Below are 15,768 nucleotides of genomic sequence, written 5' to 3'. Positions count from 1 at the left end.
GCGCGAAGGAAGCAACCCGCGAAACAAGAAGGCAGGAGACCACCATGCCCTTTGCTATAACAGATGACGGCGTGCGGCTCTATTTCGAGGAGACCGGATCCGGCCATCCGGTGATCCTGGTCCATGAATTCGCCGGCGATTTGCGCAGTTACGAGCCGCAGATGCGCCATTTCGGCAAGCGCTTCCGTACCATCGCCTATAATGCGCGCGGCTTTCCGCCGTCTGACGTGCCGGAACAGGTCTCGTCCTACTCGCAGGCGCGCGCAGCCGACGACATCCTGGCGGTGCTCGATCATATCGGTGCGCCCAAGGCCCATATCATTGGCCTCTCGATGGGTGGTTTTGCAACGCTGCATTTCGGATTGCGTCATCCGACGCGAGCGCTGTCGCTGTGCATCGGCGGGTGCGGCTACGGCGCCGAGCTCGATAAGCGCGAGACGTTTCGCGCCGAGGCCGACGTGATCGCCACCATGATCCGCAAGGAGGGGATGCCGGCGTTCGCCGAGCGCTATGCCTACGGGCCGACCCGCGTGCAGTACGAGAACAAGGACCCCCGCGGCCACGCCGAATTCAAGGCCATGCTGGCCGAGCACTCGGCGGTGGGATCGGCCAACACCCAGCAGGGCGTGCAGAAGGAGCGTCCCTCGCTCTACACGCTGGTCGATGAGATGAAGCGCATCACGGTGCCGACGCTGGTCATCACCGGCGACGAGGATTGGCCGTGCCTGTTGCCGGGCATCCTGATGAAGCAGAGCATCCCGTCCGCCGCGCTTGCGGTGATGCCGAACTGCGGCCACGCCATCAACATCGAGGAGCCCGACGAATACAACCGGATCGTCGGCGATTTCCTGGCGCAGGTCGAAGGCGGCCGCTGGCCGCAGCGCGATCCGCGTGCGGTCAGTGCCTCTATCACGGGAATGAAGGGCTAGAACAACGTGAAATGACGGGGTCGTCGCAGGGCCGCCGCCAAAATATCGAAAACAACCCCATGCAAAGTAGCGGGCGGCGGCCGGCATTCAACTTGACACGTCGGGCAACTCAGGGATACTCTTCTAATATTCCGAAATTGTGCGGCATCCCTTTCTCTCGGTTTACCTCTCCGAAGGGAGAAGTGATGCCGCTCCGATGCAAACTGATCGCATCATGCGTTGGTCCGGCCAGAACGCGTCGGCTATGGCTCCGCAAGCGCGTTCAGCGTTGCGTTCACCCGCCGTTCGCGCGCGCTGCAATTGCCGCGTGAGTTTCCGTATCGCACCAACGTTGCCGAGCAGGCGCAGCGTTGCGGAATGTTTCTGACGCCGACCCTGCGCAACTCCGCAACCCGCCGTGTGTTCTTCCACAATGGCGTCTTCACCAGCCTCGAGCAGGTGCTCGATTTCTATCCGCGATACCAATCCGGAGAAGGTGTATCCGCATGCCGCCGACGGTACGGCGCAGAAATACGACGAGCTGCCGGTGAAGCATCACGGCAATGTCGACGTCAGCGATCCGCCGTTCGAGCGCCATCTCGGCGACACGCCGGCGATGACGGCGCAGGATGAAGCCGGCATCATCGCGTTCCTGAAGACGTTGACCGACGGTTACCAGCCGGAGCGGTGAGCGGTCGCGACGGCTCACCGCGGAACTCATACGTGAGTTGGCAGGTCTTCGTCGTGCGCGCATAATGGCCGCATGAATGTGGTCGAAGGCAACGGTGCCAGAATCCCCGCGATCGGGCTCGGCACATGGGAGCTGCGCGGGCGGACCTGCGCCCGCATCGTCGAGCAGGCGCTGCGACTGGGTTACCGGCATATCGACACCGCCCAGATCTATGACAATGAGCGTGAGGTCGGCGAGGGGCTGCGCGCCTCCGGCATCAAGCGCGATGATGTGTTCGTCACCACCAAGGTCTGGACCACGCACTTCATGGCCAAGGATCTCGAACGGTCCGCCAAGGAGAGTCTGGCGCGGCTGCGGATGACCGAGGTCGATCTGTTGCTGCTGCACTGGCCCAATCCGCAGGTGCCGCTTGCCGAGACGCTCGGCGCGCTGGCGCGGGTCAGGCAGGCGGGACTGGCGAGGCATATCGGGATCTCGAATTTCAATGTGGCGCTGATCGAGGAGGCGGTGGCGGCGTGCCCCGAGCCGCTCGCCTGCGATCAGGTCGAGTACCATCCTTATCTGGGCAAGGCCGATGTGATCGAGGCCTGTGCACGCCATGGCATGGCATTCGTCGCTTACAGCCCGATCGCGAAAGGGCGAGTCAAGGGCGACCGCGCGCTGACGCGGATCGGTGACCGTTATCGCAAGTCGGCTGCCCAGGTCAGTCTGCGCTGGCTGGTGCAGCAGAATGTCGCCGCGATCCCGCGCACCTCGAAGCTCGAGCGGCTCCAGGAGAATTTGGACATCTTCGACTTCGAATTGTCGGATGAGGACATGCGCGAAATTTCGGCGATGGGGAGCGCCACGCGCTGACGGCCGATCCGGCTCTCATCTGACGACCTATGGCCCATCGGGTCCCTGCCTGTGAATCGCGACGCGGAAAATGGCTGGGCACGGGTCCGGATCATGCTATTGCCCGATGGCCGATTGCGGTTCTCGACCGAATGGGGATTGAGGCCGGCGGGTTCCGGCCGGTATTGTGACCGTCGGGGAGACGGCACTGATGTGATCGAGTGGGATGAAGTTTCGGCCAAACGCGGATCTGATGGCATCGGTGTTCGTGCACCTGATGCTGCTCGGGCTGATTTTCCTGTATTCGGAGGTGCATCAGTTCGATCCCGTCGCAGCTGACACGGTGCCGGTCGAGATCGTGACGCCGCAGGAGGTCGCCAGGAGCGAGGTCCAGGCCGAGATCAAGCCCGATCCGGTGCCGAGCCCGTCGCCGACGCCCGAACTGCAATTGCCTTCGCTCGACAAGCCGGTCGACACCGCGAAGTCTGAACCAAAAACGCAAGCGCCCGCACAGCAACCACAGCAGACCCAGCAGCAACCGCCGCAGAAGCAGGCGACGCCACCGGAGCCCAAACCCAGCCCGGCTCCGCAGCATGCCGCGCTCGAGCAGCCGGCCGCGCCCCCGGCACCTCAGACGCCACCGATGCCCCGGCCGATGGCGCAGCAAGCAACGCCGCCGTCGCAACCTGCCTATGCGCAGCCCGAGCCGGACCTGTCCGTCAAATACAATGTCATGCTCGGCCTGCCGCCCGACATCCCCGTCAAGCTGCCGGAAGCGCCGCACGGCCCCGGTCCCGGCAAGGACAATTTCGACGCCGCGGCCACCGAGCAGGCCGACGTCGGCTCCAGCGTGGTCGCCGAATTCCGCCGTCATCTGAAGAGCTGCATGAAGCTCCCGGCGACGCTGAGCACCGGCGACGACGTCAGGATCAAGCTCAGGGTGTTCATGAAGCCCGACGGCAAGCTCGGCGCGGCGCCCTTGCTGATCGAAGCCACCGCATCGGAAAAAGGGCCACTGCTGCTCAAGAGCGCGACCGAGGCGCTGCAGGCCTGCCAGCCCTACGCGATGCTGCCGCGGGATCGCTACGGCGAATGGAAGGTGCTCGACCTCGACTTCACGCCGCGCGATTTCGCGTCGTGAGCCGGGACAAATCTCAACTCCCCATCGCCTGCCACGCATTCGAGGCGAATTGCCGGCGCCAGATCACGATGACGACCGCGGCTGTCGTGGCGAACAGCACCCACGGGCTGACGAACCAGCCGAGATAGCCGAGCGCGAAGAAGAACGCGCGCTGGCCGCGGTTGAAGTGCCGGCCCGCGGTCTCGAACAGCCGCGTGGTGCGGATCACGTGGGCCTCGGCCTCCGGCGTGTCGCGCTGGCCGGCCGGCGGCATCGCGCCGAACAGGATCGCAACATAGTTGAACAGGCGATAGGCCCAGGCGAATTTGAAGAACGTGTAGATGAAGATCAGGATCAGCCCGATGCACTTGATCTCCCACAGCGCGGGCGAGGGCGTCAGGTTGACCGGCAGCGCGCCGAGCACGGTGAGCGCGTCATTGGTGGCGCGCAGCAGCGCCAGCGCGCCGCCGATCGCGATCAGGCTGGTGGAGGCAAAGAACGCGGTGCCGTTCTGCAGGCTGGCCATGATCTGCATGTCGACCATCCGCGCGTCGCGGTTGAGCAGGTTCCTGACCCAGATCTCGCGATAGACATGCATGCGCGCCGACAGGCTGTCGCGGCCATAGGCGGTGTGCTCCAGCGTGATGGCATAGACCAGCCATTCCAGCGCAAAGAAGCCGACGGCCAGGATGTCGACCCAATAGCCGGTCATTGCTGTCTTCCTTCGTCAACGTGCGGCCGGTCCGCCGCGCTGCATCCCGCGTCATGTACAGGTTGAACGCGTGCAATGCACTATGGCAAACTGGCGTGCCAACAGGATTCCCGGACATGCTCAAGCTCGTCATCGGCAACAAGAACTATTCGTCATGGTCGATGCGGCCCTGGCTGGCGCTGCGCGCCAACGACATCCCGTTCGAGGAAATCTTCATTCCGCTCTACACCGACCAGGCCGACAAGGACCGTATCCTCAGCTTCAGCAAGGCCGGCAAGGTGCCGACGCTGATCGACGGCGACGTCACGGTGTGGGATTCGCTGGCGATCATCGAGTATCTTGCCGAGAAGTTTCCCGAGGCGAAGCTGTGGCCTTCGGATCGCGCCGCGCGCGCGCATGCCCGCGCGATCTCGGCCGAGATGCACTCCGGCTTCGTGCCGCTGCGCAGCGAATGCGGCATGAACCTGCACCGGCCGATCCGCGCCGTGGCGCTGTCGGACGATGCGCGGGCCAATGTGGCGCGGATCGAGGAGATTTGGGCCGACTGCCACGCGCGCTACGGCAAACAGGGTCCGTTCCTGTTCGGGGCATTCTCCGGCGCGGACGCGATGTACGCGCCCGTGGTGCATCGCTTCCGCACCTACGCAATCCCGGTGAAGCCCGAGGCGCAGCATTATGTCGATGCCATGATGCAGCTGCCGGCGTTCCAGCAATGGACAAGCGACGGCCTCGCCGAGACGCTGCGGATCGACCGATTCGAGGACGCCTGAGCTAGATCCTTGTTTTGCCGCGTTTTCTTCACGCGAGCCGGCATCCACCTCGCTCGAAAACGCTTCTTGCGCTGCCGAATTGTGACAGCGCCGACAAAGATCGCGGCTTGACGCCGCGGGGCCGAAGGCGTCGAATCCGGAACAGCGGTTTTGCAAGTCGCGAAAGGACTTAGACCATGGGCATTCTCGATTCCCTGGAGAACTCGCCGGAGCTGAAGGGCATGATTGGCCAGCTCGGGGCGGCCGTGATCCCGGTCGTGCTCGGCCAGGTGATGGGCAATGGCGGGCAGGGCGGCCTGTCGGCGATCGTCGCCAAGCTCGAGCAGGCCGGCCTCGGCGAACAGGTCAAATCCTGGATCGGCACCGGCCAGAACCTGCCGATCACTGCCGAGCAGCTCCAGGAGGTGCTGGGCAGCGACACCGTCAAGCAGCTCGCCGCCAAGTTCAACATCCCGGTCGACCAGCTGTCCAAGGTGCTGGCCCAGCAACTTCCGGCAGCCGTCGACGGCGCGAGCCCCAACGGTAAGTTGCCGCATACCGCCTGAGCCGCTGGAACCGGGTTCCGGCCGAGGTCGGCGGGCAATTTTCGGCCGGCGCGCAAATTGCTGCCTATCGCTCTGAAAAATCTGCAAAATCGCACCTCCGCCACGCCCCAATCTTGCTGGATTTGGGGCAGGGCGATGTGCTAGCTTGCCGCAGGGTTCTCAAAATGCCGGCTTGAGCTATCGGGACTGTCAGCTCAGCCAGCAATCTCTAAGAAAATGGAGAGGGCGTTGAAGCATAAGTACTCGATTGGCGAGATCGTCTATTTCACGGCCAGCAACGTGGCGCGCCCCGCTGCGAGCGGCACCTATGAGGTGATCCGCCTCCTGCCGACCGATGGGGACGATTGCCAGTATCGCATCAAGAGCTCGACTGAAGCTTTCGAACGAGTGGCCAAGGAGAGTCAGCTGGCGCTGTCCTGAACGCGTTGTGCGGTGGCTGGAGCGGGATCCGCGCCGTCGCCGTCAAAAGGCCCTGTTCGCAGACCCATTGTGCTGAAGGTTGGACGTCGGGGTGGCGGCGTTCGCCGTCGCCGGTTGTGCTTACGCTGCGTTGAGGGACATCGCGCATGAATTGGGCTTCCTCGCTGGATCAGATCTGGCGCTCACCGACCTTCCCGATGTGGCTGACGCTGGCCGCGGCGGGCTTCTTTGGGATCGTCGTCCTGGTCACGCTGCTGCGCGCGGAAAAGTCCGTCGCCAACGGCGCGCTGACCGTCATCACGCTGCTGTCGATCGCGGTTGCGGTCGCCGCGACGATCCGCGGCTTCGGGCCGGGCGGGCAGGCGGCTCCCGCCGACACGCGCACGGCGCAATTCACCAGCCAGACCGCGCCGGCGCTGGCCTGCATCGACGACCTCGCCGGAGACGCCGTCCTCAATGCCTGCGAGAAGGTGTTGTTCGGCTCGTCCGACACGGCTGCAGCCGCGGTCAGCTATGCGGCGGCGCAGATTTCGCGCCTGACCGCGCTCGGCGACCTCGCAACCGCGGAGCGCAATACGACCACCGAATTGCAGGCGTTGCGCCGCGCCGTCGAGCACGACCGCTACGGTCTGGTGGCCTATGCGCTGATGGCGCGGGACCACTGCACCCCGACTGCGTGTCCCGCGTTCCGCTCGCTTGGCGACAACCATCAGATCATCAACAACATGAACGAGCGGACGTACGAGAACCTGGTCACGCGCTACGCGGCGTCCTGGAACGCGCCGGCCGGCGCGCAGGCGTCGGCCACCGCCGGCCTGGTCGCGGCGCTGCCGCCGTCGATGCCCACCGGCAAGCCGACCAATGCGGAGTTTCCGAGCGCGTCGTCGACGCCGCCGGTCAGCATCATGACGTCCGAACCGGCGAAGCCGGCCGCCGCGGCCCCGCCGCCGGCCGCACGCGCTGCTGCCGCGCCTGCCGCCGCCCCGAAGCGGCCGCCTGCAGCAAAGCGCCCGGTCCAGATCGCGCCGGCTGCTGCGCCGGCGGCACCGCCGCCACCTGCCGCGGCGAGTGCGCCGGCGGCCGCGAGCCAGGACTGAGCGTGATACCGTGCGTGACGACGGCGGCCTGAGCCGTCGTCGTTGCATCATTCCTTGCAGGAAATCCCGATATCCACTGCCGCCGATTTCGCTCCCTTTCCAAAGCGGCCGCCGGCAGCTACATCCCGCGGATGCCGCTTCATCTCATCAAGCTCGCCGTCGGTTGCGACTCGGTCAAGGAACTCAAGGGCTGGGTCGCCGAGCGGATGGCGACCGCGAAGAAAAAGGGCCTGCCGCTCCGTCACGTCCACATCACGCGGATGACGCCGAAACGCGAGGAGGAGATCCTCGCCGGCGGTTCGCTGTATTGGGTGATCCGGGGCGAGATCGCCGCGCGTGAGAAGATCATCGCGATCGAGCCGTTCCGCGACAAGGACGGCATCGGACGCTGCCGCATCGTGATGCAGCCCAAGGTGATCGCGGTCTCGCCGCGGCCGATGCGGCCGTTCCAGGGCTGGCGCTACCTGACTGCCGACTCCGCGCCCGCGGATCTGACCAAGTCGAGTGCAGCCAGCGTGGCGTCGATGCCGGAGCCGATGCGCCGCGAATTGCGCGACCTCGGATTGCTTTGAACGATCGGACGGCTCGGAGCAATCGGAAGAAGGCTGGCGCGGGTCGCTGCGTCACGAAATGCCGCCGGCCCCATTCAGACCGCGATGTTATCGATCAGGCGCGTGCTGCCGATCCTTGCCGCCACCAACATCCGCATCGGGCCGTCCTTCAGCGACCCGATCGGCGCCAGCGAGGCAGCGTGGCGGACCTCGAGATAATCCAGCACGAAGCCGGCCCTGGTGATCTCAGCGGCGCCGGCGGCCATGGTGGTCGCGGGGTCCTCGCCGGCGCGCAGGCGGCCCGCCGCTTGCTTCATCACCCGGTTGAGCGCGGGGGCCGCGCGCCGTTCCTCCGCCGAGAGGTAGACGTTGCGCGACGACATCGCGAGGCCGTCGCGTTCGCGCACCGTCTTCGACCCGATCACCTTGACGCCGAGGTCGAGATCCGCGGCCATCTGGGTCACCACCCGAAGCTGCTGAAAGTCCTTCTCGCCGAAGATCGCGACATCGGGCCGGACTTGCGTGAACAGCTTGCCGACCACGGTGGCGACGCCGCCGAAGAAGTGCGGCCGGAAGCGATCCTCCAAACCGGCGGTGGCCGGTCCCTCCGGCACGATCCTTGTGGCGAAGCCGTCGGGGTACATCGCCTTCACCTCGGGGTGCCAGATCAGGTCGACGCCCTCGGCGGCGAGCTTGGCGACGTCCTCCTTCCAGGTGCGCGGATACGAACCGAAGTCTTCGGTGGGGGCAAATTGCGTCGGGTTGACGAAGATCGAGACCACGACCCGCTTGGCGCGGCGCTTGGCGAGCCGCACCAGCGACACATGGCCGTCATGGAGCGCACCCATGGTCGGGACCAGCGCGACGGTCGCCTTCCTGGCGCGCAGGGTGTCGACGGCGCGACGAAGGGCGGGGACGGTACGGACGACGGTGGGATTTCTCGGCATCTGGTCTCGACTCGCGGGGCAAGCTGGGTGGGGGAATCCGGGTAGAACGTCTGGCATTCGGCAGGTAGCGGAGCTTACCAAGTTCGAACCGTCATCGGCAAACCGCCGCGCAAGCATTACCCGATCTCGCACGCGCATGGATCGCTGGCCGCGCGCCGCCGATCGACGCAGCCGGCTGCGATCGACGCAGCGAGCTTGCGCGTTCGATTCATCATTAAGGGCGGCTGCAATTGATTTCGTTGCGCAGTGATGCATTTCACTTGACCGCAGCCGTGCGCGATTTGAAGATCATTGCGGGGATTGAATCATGTTGGTGCAGGCTAGTCAGGGTCAATCCGGCTCCGCACATGTCGTGGTGCTCGGCAACGAGAAGGGTGGTTCGGGCAAGTCGACCACCGCCCTGCATATCGCCGTTGCGCTCCTGAAGGCCGGACAGCGCGTCGCCAGCATCGATCTCGACTGCCGCCAGCAGAGTTTTACCCGCTACATCGGCAATCGCCAGGCCTGGGCTCGCCGCTCCGGGCTCGATCTCGAGCTCCCCGCGCATTATTGCATCAAGTACGGCGAGACGATGCAGATCGAGGAGAACGAGAACGCCGAGTTCCAGCAGTTCATGGCCGCGGTGAGCGCGGTGGAACGTGCCTATGATTTCATCGTCATCGATACCCCGGGCTCCGACAGTTACCTGATGCGGCTCGCGCATTCGATGGCCGACACGCTGGTGACGCCGATCAACGACAGCTTCCTCGATTTCGACGTGCTCGGCACCGTCGATCCCGCGACCTATGCGGTGATCGGCGAGAGCCACTATGCGGAGATGGTGCGCGACGCCAGGCGCAAGCGTCGCCATCTCGACGGGGCCTCGACCGACTGGATCGTGGTGCGCAACCGGCTGTCGATGCTCGGCTCGCGCAACAAGCAGCTGGTCGCCGACGGCTTGAAGCAGCTGTCGCTGCGGCTCGGGTTCCGTGCGGTCGACGGCTTTGCCGAGCGGGTGGTCTATCGCGAATTCTTCCCGCGCGGGCTGACCGCGCTCGACGACATCGACGAAGCGACGCTCGGCACCCGCCCGAGCCTCGGGCACGTCACCGCCCGTGAGGAGGTGATGGGGCTGTTGCGCCAGCTCAAGCTGCCGCTCGACGAGCGCGGCCGCCGCCGCGCCGCCAACCGGGCCGAATGGTTCAGCCAGGTCGACAAGCCGCTCGAAGTCGACGACATCATCGGCAGCTAGCGATCGTGAGCAGCAGCGCGTTGGCGGCGATCGATCTGGGTTGTCGGGGTGCCGTCGTCGGATTGTCGTTGCTGATCGCAGCCGTGTTGCTGCGCGACCGCCGTGACACGGCGGCACGCCTGGCCGCCGCGCTGGTGGTTGCAGTCGCCGCTTCCGCCATTTCCGGGGCGCCGGGATTTCCGCGGCCATGGCCATATTGGGCGCTGATCCTGCTGGCCTTGTCCTGCAGCGGATCGGTGCTGTTCTGGCTCTGGGCGCGCGCGACCTTCGATGACGATTTCGTGCTCCGGCCGTGGCACGGCGCCTTGCTGGTCGCGGTCGTCGGCGCGCAATTGTTCGATGCCTGGCCCGCTCGAGGCGTGCTCCGGGGTGGGCTCGATGATTCACTATCGTTCGTCTATCTCGGCTTCGCCGTGCTGGCCGCGGCACAGACGGTTGCGACATGGCAGGCGGACCTGATGGCGGGACGGCGGCGGTTGCGCGCGATCGTCCTGCTCGGTGCGGTGGCCTGGAGCGCCGCCGTTTTCTTTCACAATGTTTGGCCGACCCTGGTCGCCAGTTCATCGGTCTGGAGCGCAGCCAACGCGTCCGTGCTGGGGGCGCTGCTCGGTATCACGGCATGGAGCCGGTTTCAGGTGGCACCAACACAGCGGCCGTCCGTCCTTCTGCCCGCCGCGGCTCAAGTTCCCGGCGGTATCGGCGGGGCTCCGCCTGGACGGGAGGACAAGCCGTCGGCGGTCGATGCCGAGCTGTTGCGCAGGTTGCAGCGCCTGATGACGGTCGACTGCGCCTATCGGCGGGAACTGACCATCGCTTCGCTGTCGGCCGAGCTCGGCGTTCAGGAATACCGGCTGCGGCAGCTGATCAACGAAGGGCTCGGGTATCGCAACTTCAATGCATTCCTCAATCACTACCGAATTGAGGATGCCAGTGCGGCTCTCGCGGATCCCACACAGAAGCAAGTGCCGGTGCTGACGATCGCGATGGACGCCGGCTTTCAGTCGATCGGTCCGTTCAACCGGGCGTTCAAGGCCGCCACCGACCTGACACCGACCGAATTCCGGCGGCTGGCGCTGGCGAAGCACGCGTTCGGTGACGGCGCGAGCAGCCCAGGAAGCGCAGGAAAGCCAGGAATCGGCCAGTCGGACTGAGGAATCGGCCAGCCGAATTCTGAACCCGGCAAGCGCGGACCGAAGACATTGGGCAGACTCCTCCAAGCGGTCGCAAGGGCTGCGAAGTGGAGGATCGAATGGATCGGCGCCAGTTTGTTTCACTGCTCGGGGGCGCTGCGTTGACACCGCTCGCCCGATTGCCAGCTGTCGCGGACCCCTCCAATAGCTGCAGCGCTCCGGTTCGCCGCGACGACGGTTGGCCCGTCGCCCCCGTGACTGAGGACGGGCTCGTCGATCGCGGTGCGTTGTGCAGGATGGCCGATCGCCTCGCGAAGACTACCAACGTGCACTCCGTCCTCGTCGCGCGCGGAGGCGGCCTGGTGTTCGAGCGGTACTTCAGCGGTCCCGACGAGGTGGACAACCGCAAGGTGAGGAACGTCGTCTTCGATGCCGACACGCTGCACGACATGAAGTCGGTCTCGAAGAGCGTCGCGTCGCTCGCAACAGGTATCGCGATCGATCGCGGCCTGATCGCCAGCGTCGACGAACCGATCCTGAATTTCTTCCCCGAACTGTCCGATCTGCATTCTCCTGAGCGGGACCGTTTCAAATTGGTCCACGCACTCACAATGTCGATGGGTCAGAAGTGGATGGAGGCGACGCCGGAGACGGGAGACGAGGACAACGACGAGGCGCGTATGAACAGGTCGCCCGATTCCTGCCGGTACGTCCTCGGTCTTCCGGTGACGGCCCCGCCGGGACAGGAGTTCTTCTACAACACCGGCGCGCTCGCGCTCGTATCGGCCATCGTGCGCAAGGCGACCGGACGCCCGCTAGACGAATTTGCTCGGAAGGTGTTGTTTGAGCCTCTTGGCATCACTGCCGTGGAGTGGAAGCGCCGCAAGGGTGACACCGACGCCGGTGGCGGCTTGCGGCTGCGACCGCGCGACATGGCCAAGATCGGCCAGCTCGTCCTCGCGGGTGGCCGCTGGAACGGTCGCCAGATCGTCCCAAAGGCATGGATCGAGAGCTCGACGGCACCGAAACTCAAGGCCTCGGAGCATCAGCAATATGGATACCTGTGGTGGCTCGGCCGCTCCCAGTCCAATGGGCGCGCAGTCCAATGGGTCGGCGCGTTGGGGCGTGGCGGGCAGTCGATCCGCATCGTGCCGGAGCTCGATCTCGTTGTCGTGGTGACCGGAGGCTACTATCAGGACTACAGCCCGGAGGCCTTTCGCGCGCAGTACGCCGTCTTCAAAGACGTCCTGGGTGCGATTTCGTCGCCGACCTAGTTCGGCTCCAGCACCGTCATCTTGAACGGGCCGCTATTGGCGGCGGCGTGTGCCACGGCGTGGTTGGCGTGGTCGAGATCGAAGGTGGTGACCTCGAACTGATCGAGCCGCAACAGCCCGGCGCGGGCGAGGTTGACGAGGCCGAAGGTGGCCTCCGGCGGATACATCCACACCGTGAATGCTGATGCATTCGCGCATGATCCAGGGGTAGGGCAGGTCGACCCCCGGTCCTGCGCTCGCGGCGGCAGAAGCTGACGCCCAAGCTCACGGGCGCCCAGGCCGGGCGGCGGCGCCGCACGCCCGGTTTGCGCCGCGATGAGGTGGCCGAACTCGCCGGTATCGGGGTCGATTGGTACATCCGCCTCGAGCAGGGACGTTCGGTCAGGCCGTCCGCCACCACGATCGACGCGCTGGCGCGGGCGCTGCGCCTCAGCAAGGCCGAGCACACGCACCTGCGGGCGCTTGCGAAGGACGGCGACCGCCGGCCGTTCGCCCTGGAGGCCGTGCCGCCCGCGATCCGGCGGGTCGTCGAAAGCCTCAACCAGCCGGCCTATGTCACGGGACGGCGATGGAACGTGCTGGCCTGGAACAAGGCCGCGGAGGAGGTCTTCGCCTTCGGCCGCTTGCCGGAGAACGAGCGGAACACGTTGATCTGTGTGCTGACCAACTCCAGGAGCCGACGGCTGTTCGGCGCCAGTTGGGCCGAGGAAGCGCGGCGTATCGCGACCCAGTTCCGCCGGACCCACGACCTCTGGGCCGGCGACCCCGCCTTTCTCGATCTGCAGGCGCGGCTTCGGCGGGGCTGCCCGGAGTTCGACGGCTGGTGGGGGACCCACGACGTCAGCGTCAGCGTCGCCGGCCGAAAGGAGTTCAACCACCCCAAGCGTGGCCGGCTGACATTTGAATACGCCACCTTCCAGGCCAACGACGATCCCGGCCTGAAGCTGATTATCTACACGGAAATTGGCTGAATTCCGTGGTTTCCCGGTGATTTTGGCCACACCACGGCCAAAAAGCCGGAACAAAGCAGCCGAAATCCAGTTTCTCCCCAGCGTCGATCCAAGGGCGATTCAACGCTCGAACGCAACCTTGGGAACTCGCGTCAAAGGGGAGAGGAGAGCACGAGCCCTCACGGCAAGGCGTGTGCAACTGCACAAAGTATAGGTGCGACGCACAACGTTATGCCACCGAAGCCACAATATTTGGACTTCCTGTCACGGCGCTGTGACATATATTCTCAAAAGGAGGCCGAAGAGCCTCCGCCAAAATCGCCCTGTAAAGGCTGGCACCTCGAGGACGTCATGAAGCGTGGAATTCTCGTTCTGCTTTCGCTCTCCGTTGTGATTACGGGTGCGTATTTCACCGCGAGCAAGTGGGCGATCCGTCACGAAACTCTCATGTTCAAGGATCCGACCCGCGATGAGCGGCCGGTCGCGGTCGACGTTGCCGTGCGCTTCGACAAGGAGATGCAGGCCGACGCCGGCATGATCAAGCTCCCGGTTGCGATCCTCAATCATGGCAATACCGTCAAATTTACCGAATATTCCTTCCTCGCGAATGTGTTCGCGGCGCGCGGCTATCTGACCATCAGCATTCAGAACGACCTGCCGTCGGACGGACCGATGGTGACCAAGGTCGGCGAGCTCTATGTCGGGCGCCTGCCGCAGTATCAGCGCGGCATCACCAACATCAAATTTGCGATCGAGGAGATGAAGAAGCGTCAGCCGAACGCGGACTACAGCAAGCTGACAATGGTCGGCCATTCCAATGGCGGCGACATCGCGATGTATTTCGCCAAGCAGTATCCTGACGAGATCAAGAAGGTCGTCACGCTGGACAATCTGCGCGTTCCGTTCATGACCGACGGCAAGTTCAAGATCCTCTCGTTCCGATCGCACGATCAGCAGTTCAAACCCGATCCCGGCGTCGTGCCGGACGAGGAGCAGTGCGAGAAGGCCGGCATCACTGTCGTGAACACCAACTTCCAGCACAACGACATGCGCGACACCGGACCCGAGAAGGCCAAGGACTCGATCCAGGCGATGCTCGATAAATTCCTGGCCGACACCGACAGCGATGTCGCGGCGGTCGACACCAGGAATGCGCCGCCGAAGATTCTGGAGCCGGGTCCCGTCTCGCTCTACGTGCCGGTCGAGAAGCCCCAGACCTTTGGCGAGAAGGTCAAGAAGTCGCTCTCGCTGACCAAGACCGAGACCAAGAAGGATCCGTCGGTCACCAACTGAAGGGGCTGCCCGGGATCCGAACCGGCTCGGCGGGCGCGCCACGTTGACCAATCCGATACCGCGGCCCACATAGTGTTTGCTGTACGAGGCAAGCGCTGATGGCTGGCAAGACGATCAGACCGACATCGGGAAGCGAGGTGCGCCCGGCCGATGCGCCTGGCGCACCGGCATCGAGCGCCAATGACATCGCCGCGTTCGTGGCCAAGGCGCGCGCGATGTCGCCGCATCGCGCCGGCGCACGCGGCCGGCTGGTGTTCGCGCTCGATGCCACCATGAGCCGGCAGCCGACATGGGACATGGCGTGCACGTTGCAAGCGGACATGTTCCGCGAGGCTGGCGCGCTCGGCAGCCTCGATATCCGCCTCGTCTATTATCGTGGCTTCAACGAGTGCCGTGCGTCGGGCTGGATCTCCGACAGCGCGCAGCTCGCGCGGTTGATGAGCAAGATCGATTGCCGGGGCGGCAATACCCAGATCGGCAAGGTGTTGTCGGAGACCCGCCGCGAGGCGGTTGCGGCAGGCGTGCGCGCGCTGGTGTTCGTGGGCGACGCGATGGAGGAGAACGCGGATGCGCTGTGCGCAAGCGCCGGTGAGCTCGGCCTGCTCAAGGTGCCGGTCTTCATGTTCCAGGAGGGCGCGGACGCAACCGCAGAGCGGACGTTTCGCGAGATCGCGCGGCTGACCGGCGGCGCATGGTGCAGGTTCGATCCCGGCGCGGCGGCACAACTCCGCGAACTGCTGCGCGCCGCGGCGGCCTATGCTGCCGGCGGCCGCGAGGCGCTGCTGCAGCTGGCGAAGACGGCGAGCGGCGCGGCGAGGCTGATCGGCCAGATGAAATAGGCCCCCGCCGGGTCAGGTTGCGCCCGACGTCACGGCTTTGGCGATTGCGCCGAGCAGCGCCGACATGCCGGCCGTGACCTGTTGGGTCGGCTCCGCGACGCCGTGCCGTTCCGTCAGCCAGGCCGGATCATTGTAGGAGAACCAGCAGGCGCCGGCTTCGTCCTGCCAGACCAGCGCCTTGAGCGGCAGATCGATCCCGATGCTCTGCGCAGCCTGCATCAAGGGCGTGCCGCCCTTGGCGTTGCCAAACACGAACAGTTCGGTCGGACGGAGTGCAAGACTGGCGCCAGCTGCGCCCGCCGCATGATCGATCTGCGCGAACAAGGTCAGACCGCGCGCCTGCAGCTCGGCCTTGAGCCGGTCGGCCGTTTGCTTCGGCCCGGCATCGCTGCGAAGGCTGATCAGTCCGTCGATCGCCATTAAGCTTGCTCCAGCGCGATTGCCGCAGGCTACTCA

At 65.2% G+C, this 15,768-nt stretch carries 18 protein-coding genes and 1 pseudogene; 15 read left to right on the top strand and 4 right to left on the bottom strand.

Annotated features, from left to right (window positions below; genetic code table 11):
* The first annotated feature begins 44 nt into the window (after positions 1-44).
* The 4 genes from AKN83_RS21430 to AKN83_RS21415 all read left to right on the top strand — a co-directional run bounded on the left by AKN83_RS21430 (position 45) and on the right by AKN83_RS21415 (position 3,574).
* Complete coding sequence (locus tag AKN83_RS21430; protein WP_050399792.1) at positions 45-929, top strand: alpha/beta fold hydrolase; 885 nt, start codon at positions 45-47, stop codon at positions 927-929.
* Positions 930-1,404: 475 nt separating this feature from the next.
* Positions 1,405-1,599: a hypothetical protein gene (locus AKN83_RS41275; protein ID WP_050399791.1), complete on the top strand. Its 195-nt coding sequence runs from the start codon at positions 1,405-1,407 to the stop codon at positions 1,597-1,599.
* Between the two features lie 72 nt (positions 1,600-1,671).
* Positions 1,672-2,454: an aldo/keto reductase gene (locus AKN83_RS21420; RefSeq protein WP_050399790.1), complete on the top strand. Its 783-nt coding sequence runs from the start codon at positions 1,672-1,674 to the stop codon at positions 2,452-2,454.
* Positions 2,455-2,659: 205 nt separating this feature from the next.
* Positions 2,660-3,574 carry a hypothetical protein gene (locus AKN83_RS21415; RefSeq protein WP_050399789.1) on the top strand — a complete coding sequence of 305 codons (915 nt, stop codon included), beginning with the start codon at positions 2,660-2,662 and terminating at the stop codon, positions 3,572-3,574.
* 13 nt (positions 3,575-3,587) lie between these two features.
* Here AKN83_RS21415 and AKN83_RS21410 read toward each other — a convergent pair whose 3' ends face one another.
* On the bottom strand, positions 3,588-4,265 hold the full coding sequence (locus tag AKN83_RS21410) for a DUF599 domain-containing protein (protein WP_050399788.1): 678 nt from the start codon (positions 4,263-4,265) through the stop codon (positions 3,588-3,590).
* 116 nt (positions 4,266-4,381) lie between these two features.
* On the opposite strand from AKN83_RS21410, the gene AKN83_RS21405 reads away from it, so the two are divergent.
* The 5 genes from AKN83_RS21405 to AKN83_RS21385 all read left to right on the top strand — a co-directional run bounded on the left by AKN83_RS21405 (position 4,382) and on the right by AKN83_RS21385 (position 7,669).
* Positions 4,382-5,035, top strand: coding sequence for a glutathione S-transferase family protein (locus tag AKN83_RS21405; protein ID WP_050399787.1), 654 nt, complete (start codon positions 4,382-4,384; stop codon positions 5,033-5,035).
* Positions 5,036-5,211: 176 nt separating this feature from the next.
* Entirely contained in the window at positions 5,212-5,580 is a 369-nt protein-coding gene (locus AKN83_RS21400) for a YidB family protein (protein WP_050399786.1), read from the top strand.
* Between the two features lie 216 nt (positions 5,581-5,796).
* Positions 5,797-6,000, top strand: coding sequence for a hypothetical protein (locus tag AKN83_RS21395; protein ID WP_092114848.1), 204 nt, complete (start codon positions 5,797-5,799; stop codon positions 5,998-6,000).
* Positions 6,001-6,146: 146 nt separating this feature from the next.
* Positions 6,147-7,097 carry a hypothetical protein gene (locus AKN83_RS21390; RefSeq protein WP_050399785.1) on the top strand — a complete coding sequence of 317 codons (951 nt, stop codon included), beginning with the start codon at positions 6,147-6,149 and terminating at the stop codon, positions 7,095-7,097.
* Positions 7,098-7,228: 131 nt separating this feature from the next.
* Positions 7,229-7,669, top strand: coding sequence for a DUF1489 family protein (locus tag AKN83_RS21385; RefSeq protein ID WP_050399784.1), 441 nt, complete (start codon positions 7,229-7,231; stop codon positions 7,667-7,669).
* Between the two features lie 74 nt (positions 7,670-7,743).
* On the opposite strand, the gene panC is transcribed toward AKN83_RS21385, so the two are convergent.
* Positions 7,744-8,595, bottom strand: coding sequence for a pantoate--beta-alanine ligase (gene panC, locus AKN83_RS21380; RefSeq protein ID WP_050399783.1), 852 nt, complete (start codon positions 8,593-8,595; stop codon positions 7,744-7,746).
* 307 nt (positions 8,596-8,902) lie between these two features.
* Between panC and AKN83_RS21375 the strand changes: the two genes are divergently transcribed.
* The 3 genes from AKN83_RS21375 to AKN83_RS21365 all read left to right on the top strand — a co-directional run bounded on the left by AKN83_RS21375 (position 8,903) and on the right by AKN83_RS21365 (position 12,230).
* Positions 8,903-9,826: a division plane positioning ATPase MipZ gene (locus tag AKN83_RS21375; RefSeq protein WP_050399782.1), complete on the top strand. Its 924-nt coding sequence runs from the start codon at positions 8,903-8,905 to the stop codon at positions 9,824-9,826.
* Positions 9,827-9,894: 68 nt separating this feature from the next.
* The gene (locus AKN83_RS21370) at positions 9,895-10,977 is read left to right on the top strand and encodes an AraC family transcriptional regulator (RefSeq protein WP_063695452.1); all 1,083 of its coding nucleotides are present in this window, start codon (positions 9,895-9,897) and stop codon (positions 10,975-10,977) included.
* Positions 10,978-11,075: 98 nt separating this feature from the next.
* Entirely contained in the window at positions 11,076-12,230 is a 1,155-nt protein-coding gene (locus AKN83_RS21365) for a serine hydrolase domain-containing protein (RefSeq protein ID WP_050399781.1), read from the top strand.
* Here the strand turns inward: AKN83_RS21365 and AKN83_RS38425 are convergent.
* Positions 12,227-12,455 (bottom strand): annotated as a pseudogene (locus AKN83_RS38425) (alcohol dehydrogenase); the annotation flags it as partial. The gene AKN83_RS21365 and the pseudogene AKN83_RS38425 overlap by 4 nt on opposite strands.
* Before the next feature lie 5 nt (positions 12,456-12,460).
* Between AKN83_RS38425 and AKN83_RS21360 the strand changes: the two are divergent.
* From AKN83_RS21360 to AKN83_RS21350, 3 genes are all read left to right on the top strand, one after another.
* A complete protein-coding gene (locus AKN83_RS21360; RefSeq protein WP_050399780.1) occupies positions 12,461-13,201 on the top strand; it encodes a helix-turn-helix transcriptional regulator in 741 nt (246 codons plus the stop codon).
* A 330-nt stretch (positions 13,202-13,531) separates the two neighbouring features.
* Entirely contained in the window at positions 13,532-14,473 is a 942-nt protein-coding gene (locus AKN83_RS21355; protein ID WP_050399779.1) for an alpha/beta hydrolase family protein, read from the top strand.
* A gap of 98 nt (positions 14,474-14,571) precedes the next feature.
* Positions 14,572-15,312, top strand: coding sequence for a vWA domain-containing protein (locus AKN83_RS21350; RefSeq protein WP_050399778.1), 741 nt, complete (start codon positions 14,572-14,574; stop codon positions 15,310-15,312).
* Between the two features lie 12 nt (positions 15,313-15,324).
* Here AKN83_RS21350 and AKN83_RS21345 read toward each other — a convergent pair whose 3' ends face one another.
* Positions 15,325-15,732 carry a DUF302 domain-containing protein gene (locus tag AKN83_RS21345; RefSeq protein ID WP_050399777.1) on the bottom strand — a complete coding sequence of 136 codons (408 nt, stop codon included), beginning with the start codon at positions 15,730-15,732 and terminating at the stop codon, positions 15,325-15,327.
* Positions 15,733-15,768: the final 36 nt, after the last annotated feature.

The organism is Bradyrhizobium embrapense, from assembly GCF_001189235.2.
GTDB classification, from domain to species: Bacteria; Pseudomonadota; Alphaproteobacteria; order Rhizobiales; family Xanthobacteraceae; genus Bradyrhizobium; species Bradyrhizobium embrapense.
This window is presented reverse-complemented; position numbering and strand designations above follow the sequence as displayed.

Excerpts from the sequence above, each read along its gene's own strand:
- AKN83_RS21430 (WP_050399792.1), top strand. The coding sequence starts at position 45 with ATGCCCTTTGCTATAACAGATGACGGCGTGCGGCTCTATTTCGAGGAG.
- AKN83_RS21420 (WP_050399790.1), top strand. The coding sequence starts at position 1,672 with ATGAATGTGGTCGAAGGCAACGGTGCCAGAATCCCCGCGATCGGGCTC.
- AKN83_RS21415 (WP_050399789.1), top strand. The coding sequence starts at position 2,660 with ATGAAGTTTCGGCCAAACGCGGATCTGATGGCATCGGTGTTCGTGCAC.
- AKN83_RS21410 (WP_050399788.1), bottom strand. The coding sequence starts at position 4,265 with ATGACCGGCTATTGGGTCGACATCCTGGCCGTCGGCTTCTTTGCGCTG.
- AKN83_RS21405 (WP_050399787.1), top strand. The coding sequence starts at position 4,382 with ATGCTCAAGCTCGTCATCGGCAACAAGAACTATTCGTCATGGTCGATG.
- AKN83_RS21400 (WP_050399786.1), top strand. The coding sequence starts at position 5,212 with ATGGGCATTCTCGATTCCCTGGAGAACTCGCCGGAGCTGAAGGGCATG.
- AKN83_RS21395 (WP_092114848.1), top strand. The coding sequence starts at position 5,797 with ATGGAGAGGGCGTTGAAGCATAAGTACTCGATTGGCGAGATCGTCTAT.
- AKN83_RS21390 (WP_050399785.1), top strand. The coding sequence starts at position 6,147 with ATGAATTGGGCTTCCTCGCTGGATCAGATCTGGCGCTCACCGACCTTC.
- AKN83_RS21385 (WP_050399784.1), top strand. The coding sequence starts at position 7,229 with ATGCCGCTTCATCTCATCAAGCTCGCCGTCGGTTGCGACTCGGTCAAG.
- panC (WP_050399783.1), bottom strand. The coding sequence starts at position 8,595 with ATGCCGAGAAATCCCACCGTCGTCCGTACCGTCCCCGCCCTTCGTCGC.
- AKN83_RS21375 (WP_050399782.1), top strand. The coding sequence starts at position 8,903 with ATGTTGGTGCAGGCTAGTCAGGGTCAATCCGGCTCCGCACATGTCGTG.
- AKN83_RS21365 (WP_050399781.1), top strand. The coding sequence starts at position 11,076 with ATGGATCGGCGCCAGTTTGTTTCACTGCTCGGGGGCGCTGCGTTGACA.
- AKN83_RS21355 (WP_050399779.1), top strand. The coding sequence starts at position 13,532 with ATGAAGCGTGGAATTCTCGTTCTGCTTTCGCTCTCCGTTGTGATTACG.
- AKN83_RS21350 (WP_050399778.1), top strand. The coding sequence starts at position 14,572 with ATGGCTGGCAAGACGATCAGACCGACATCGGGAAGCGAGGTGCGCCCG.
- AKN83_RS21345 (WP_050399777.1), bottom strand. The coding sequence starts at position 15,732 with ATGGCGATCGACGGACTGATCAGCCTTCGCAGCGATGCCGGGCCGAAG.